Source organism: Pseudomonas sp. MF6755 (assembly GCF_016405635.1).
GTDB classification, from domain to species: Bacteria; Pseudomonadota; Gammaproteobacteria; order Pseudomonadales; family Pseudomonadaceae; genus Aquipseudomonas; species Aquipseudomonas haemolytica.
In genome coordinates, this window is record NZ_JAEKDA010000043.1 from 1 (window position 1) to 3,995 (window position 3,995).

General features: G+C 47.7%; 3 protein-coding genes and 1 pseudogene. All 4 read right to left on the reverse strand.

Annotated features, from left to right (window positions below; genetic code table 11):
• Positions 1-13 precede the first annotated feature (13 nt).
• Entirely contained in the window at positions 14-283 is a 270-nt protein-coding gene (locus JFT66_RS29550; RefSeq protein WP_003253606.1) for a hypothetical protein, read from the reverse strand.
• 250 nt (positions 284-533) lie between these two features.
• Entirely contained in the window at positions 534-2,225 is a 1,692-nt protein-coding gene (locus JFT66_RS29555) for a putative bifunctional diguanylate cyclase/phosphodiesterase (RefSeq protein ID WP_047283016.1), read from the reverse strand.
• 36 nt (positions 2,226-2,261) lie between these two features.
• The gene (locus tag JFT66_RS29560) at positions 2,262-3,380 is read right to left on the reverse strand and encodes a methyl-accepting chemotaxis protein (RefSeq protein WP_371857143.1); all 1,119 of its coding nucleotides are present in this window, start codon (positions 3,378-3,380) and stop codon (positions 2,262-2,264) included.
• A 168-nt stretch (positions 3,381-3,548) separates the two neighbouring features.
• Positions 3,549-3,716 (reverse strand): annotated as a pseudogene (locus JFT66_RS30355) (PAS domain-containing protein); the annotation flags it as partial.
• Between the last annotated feature and the right edge of the window lie 279 nt (positions 3,717-3,995).

Sequence of the window (3,995 nt, forward strand, 5' to 3'; positions counted from 1 at the left end):
CCAGTCTAGGGGGCTATAGATCGCCAGTCATCAGTAGCTCTCTCAGTATGCTGAGATTTTTCCTGATTTCAGCTTCTACCTTTCCAGAATAATCAAGTGCCTCAAGCGTATTCTTTGTTTGGTTCATTGCCTCTGCTATTATATCAATGGCAGTTTTTCTTGATGCTGCCATATTTTCTAGAGTCTGTTCCCCTGCATCTAGCATTGTTACGATATCTTGTTTGCTTAACTTATCATAATTCACGTTACGGAGTTGCTCTAGTATTAACTCTTGATCCGACATATATGATCCTCTTTATTATTATCGATTTGTTGTTTATAATAATATTAATTATTTCATTGTTCCAGAAAAAAACAGCTGGGATAGTGTATCATAAAAAATATATTTCGAGCGAATGGGGAAAGTCGGTCGAGCCATGCGCATAACCAATCCATGGCATTGGACGCACAGTATATCGTTACCGGTGGATAAATGAATTAACCGCTCAATCCACTAGGTTGCGACGACGCAATCAGTTCGTGGACGGTGCGGTTTATCTATTACCCCCTCTAGATAAATGAGCAGGGACAAACTTCGCCACCCAAGATGGCACTTTTTCTACCGGCATGGGTTTCGCAATACCATAGCCTTGCGCTACATCACAACCTAGGTTCATCAGCAACACTCCGTGCTCAACCGTTTCCACCCCTTCAGCAATAACCTCGCGGTTAAACGATTTCGCTAGGCCGATGATCGCCTTAGTCAGCCCCAAGCTGTCTTTATCGATGAGTATGTCGCGTATAAAAGATTTGTCTATCTTGATTGACTGCGTGGGCAGTTGTTTAAGGTAGCTCAGCGATGAATACCCAGTTCCAAAGTCGTCCAACGAAAATGTCACACCCAGATCCTGGCAAGCAATGAGGCACTGAGTGACATGTGATAAGTGTTCTATCACCACTGATTCGGTAATCTCAATATCCAACATCTGCGGCAAAACATTAGGGTGGCTGTCCAGCAAAAACTTTAGGGACTTTACAAAGTTTTCTTTTTTCAAATGTAATGCTGCAATGTTTACACTCACAGACCACGAATGACCCAAGTCCGCCCATTGTTCTATTTGACTGAGCGCCTGATCTATGACCCACTCGCCGATCTCCACGATCAGATCGCTCTGCTCAATCAACGGTATAAAATACTGCGGTAATATAAGTCCATCTCGCGGATGCTGCCAACGCAATAGTGCTTCAAAACCAATCACTGCCCCACTGCTCAAACTTATTTTTGGTTGATAATGCAAGCATAACTCACCATCATGTAACGCTTGGCGAACCCGTATTACGGTATCAAAAGCTGATTTATCCATCTTATCTTTTGATACATCAAACAAATGGAAACAGTTACGGCCACTTTGTTTGGCCTTATACATAGCCTGATCGGCATGACGTAGCAGTGTATCGGCATTCTCATTATCGTTTGGATAGAGCGTCACACCGATACTGGCGGAAATATTAATGCCTATGCCATCGATGATGTAGACGGCGGAAAGGGCAGCTAAAAGCCTCTGCAGGGCGCTTTCCAACACCTTGGGATCCCGCACACCCAAAATCAGCACGAACTCATCGCCTCCCAAACGGGCTACGGTATCTTCGATACGCATACTATGTTTCAGGCGATCAGCCACCGCCACTAACAGACGATCACCTATCTCGTGGCCATAGCGGTCGTTAATCTGCTTAAACCCATCGAGATCAAGCACGCCCACGGCAACCGTGCTGGGCTGGCTCTTTGCTTTGACAATAGCCTGATCAAGCGCTTTGGACAGCAAAAAACGATTTGGAAGACCCGTCAGCTCGTCGTGCTCAGCCTGCCATTGCAAGGTTTCCAGAAACTTCCGCTTTTCGGTCACATCGAAACGAATGGAAACGTATTTCTGCACCCGCTGGCTGGCATCATCGTACATGGGTACAATGGTGCTCTCTACCCAATACAGGCTGCCATCCTTTTTACGGTTGCAAATTTCACCTTTCCATACCTGCCCACGTGAAACTTTTTTCCACATATCAATAAAGAACTCAGGGGGATGCTGCCCTGAGTTTAGTATGCGGTGGTTTTGCCCAATCAACTCCTGTGCGCTATAGCCAGAAATATCACAGAACTGTTCATTGACATAGGTGATTATTCCGGATTTATCGGTTTCCGAGAAAATAGCTGCCGCATCCACCGCTGCACGGTATCTTGCACTCATATATAAACCTAATTCACCAAAATAGTCATAAGGTCACTACCTGTTGAACCGTTCAACCAACGAGTTTAAACCACGGGATGTACTTTCAAGTTCGCGGCCACGAATCACGGCGGAGTTAGCATTCTTCGCTGTTCTCTCAACCGTTCCCGCTACGTTATTAATCTGCCGAGCAATATCTTCAGCGACACTAGCCTGCTCTTCTGAAGCGGCTGCCATTTGCTGGCTCATACCACTGATCCGTTCAACAGCATCGCGAATGCCTTGGAGAGCACACTGCGCCTCTATAACTTGCTGTACACCGTGGTCGGCCTCGCGAATACCGAGTTTGGCAATGCTCACAGCCTCATCTGCGCCTTTTTTAAGGGTTTCAATGACGTTTTGAATTTGTTGAGTCGATACGCGGGTTTTAGCGGCCAAGGCCCGGACTTCATCAGCTACTACCGCAAAACCACGACCCTGCTCACCAGCCCTAGCCGCTTCAATTGCAGCGTTGAGAGCGAGTAGGTTGGTTTGATCAGCAATGGCTTGAATCACCCCCGCAGCAGCCATAATTTGCTGGGTTTCATTGGCAAGGTAATCCACAGCAGTGCTGATATTCGTGACGGTACTGGCCAGCAACTGAATGGCCTCACGGGAAGTACCGGCGACTTTATCACCTTGTTCAGCCAGTTCATTTGCTGCTTGCGCTTCCATGGCGGTTTTTTGAACATGCCCTGCCACTTCGTTGATTGAGGCCGCCATCTCCGTCATGGCGGCTGCCGTCATGTCCGTTTCCGCTCGCTGCTCCAGCAAGGCATTTTCAGTTTGGTTCGAGAGTAAGGAGGAATGCGCAGCGGCTTCAGCCACTTGGCTGGCCAGATCGCTTAGCCGAGTCAGTGCGGTTTTAAGGCGTGCATCCTCACTAATCAATATCATTTCCAACTGCGCTGAAGGGCCATACGTATCGCTGTAAGTGATGGCGCTAATCGGATCTGAAAAAGCGTCAGGGGCGCATTTCATGATATGACTCAACTGATGTTCCAGCCGCGTATAGGACCACCATCCTGTAACGAGAAAGAGCACGGCAGTTACCGCTTGTGCTGCCAGGCTTGGCAGCACGCTAGCCGCACCTATTGCCAACGCAGCCGCAGTTGCAGGTAAGACCATCCTCCTCATGAATGCCGCATAATGACGATTTTGGGGAATGGAATTTTTACCTGCACGCAACCGGTCATACAGCTTTTGTGCGCGATCAATTTGCTCCCGAGTCGGCTTGACTCTAACGGACTCGTAGCCTGTTAAGCGGCCATCTTCGAGAATAGGTGTCACATACGCACTGACCCAATAGAAGTCACCATTCTTGCAGCGATTCTTGATGATACCCATCCAGCTTTTGCCAGCCTTCAGATAGCCCCACATCAGCCCGAAAACAGCTGGAGGCATGTCGGGATGACGAACCAAATTGTGCGGACTGCCCAACAACTCTTCACGAGAATAGCCACTTATTCTCATAAACTCGTCATTCACATAGGAAATATTCCCATTCGTATCCGTAGCAGAGATCAATCGCTGCTGGACTGGAAATATTTGTTCAACGGTTGTGACAGGCAGGTTCGAGCGCAAGATGAGTCTCCATGAGCAATAATGGCATTATGCCATAAGGCGTGACTAACGGGTCATGCGAAATAAAGGGAAATCACAGAGCACTGAGATGTTTGTACGCTAAGCCATGGTTCTCAGCTGCAACCATTATCTGACACTGGTGACTTCGGTTGAAGTCCCCCTGCCAGT